Origin of the sequence: Arthrobacter sp. I3, from assembly GCF_000520575.1 — a bacterium.
Taxonomy (GTDB): domain Bacteria; phylum Actinomycetota; class Actinomycetes; order Actinomycetales; family Micrococcaceae; genus Arthrobacter; species Arthrobacter humicola_A.
Genome location: NZ_KI914971.1, coordinates 1 through 922 on the forward strand (window position 1 = coordinate 1; position 922 = coordinate 922).

1 protein-coding gene is annotated in these 922 nt (G+C 71.9%); it reads right to left on the bottom strand.

Annotated elements, in window-relative coordinates; all coding sequences use genetic code 11:
- The coding region (locus tag Y706_RS27100; protein WP_162159092.1) for a DUF222 domain-containing protein at positions 1 to 922 on the bottom strand (922 nt) is incomplete at both ends.

Sequence of the window (922 nt, forward strand, 5' to 3'; positions counted from 1 at the left end):
GGGCCGGGCTCGTCGGCCGCCGCGGACCCGTCACCCGGTCCGGCCTGCGCCGTGTGGCCGGTGGCGGTGCCTTCTCCGGTGTCGGGGCCGGTGCGGGGGTTGGTGGCGGTGTTCATCACTGTCACCAGGTGTTCAAACTGGTCCGCGATCGCGAAGATTTCCAGGTGCTGCAGGCCGTGCCGGGGTTTGCGGAGAAAGGCGCCCTGGAGTTGGCGGAGCAATTCCTCGGAAGGTTCGGCGCCGTCCTGGTCCAGCGCCTCGGCCCACCGGCGGGCGATCCGGGCCAGGAAGTCGGCGTCGTTCTCGATTGCCGTCACTGTCAGGGCATGTTCCATGGTTGCGGCGGCCTCGGGGAGGCAACTGTGCCGGACCCGGTCCAGGGCGAGCGTGACGAGGGTTGCGGCGCGTGAGGCGACGTCGCCAGACGCGACGGCGACGGCGAGCTCCTCCCGGACCGGAGGCCCGGTATGGCCGCCGCTGCCGGCGCGGGGCAACAGCTCGGCGGCCAGCGTCAGCCGGCGCTTGGCCTCGGCGGCGCTGATCCGCAGCCGCGCCCGCAAAAAATCTGTGGCGTTCCGGTAGCCGTCATCCGCCGCAGCGGACATCCCCATGTGCCCGGCCAAGTCACCGCGGGGGCCAGTTCCGGCCCCGGCATGCGTCCCGCCGACAGGTACGCCGTGAGCCCCGGCGTCGGAAACGGCATTAGCTCCCCCGCCGGCCCCTGCATCCGTCCCGCCGTCGGATTCCTGTTTCCAGCCCGTAAGCCAGCCCGCCTGGGCCGCTTCCTCACCCCAGCCGTGTGCGGCCGGCGCGGTGAACGCGGCTTGTTTGCGCGTCCGCTCTACCGCGGCCGCGGCAACGAGCTGGAAGTATTCGACCGTGCGGGACAGGTCCTCGACGTGGCCGGCAAAGTCCGCAGCCT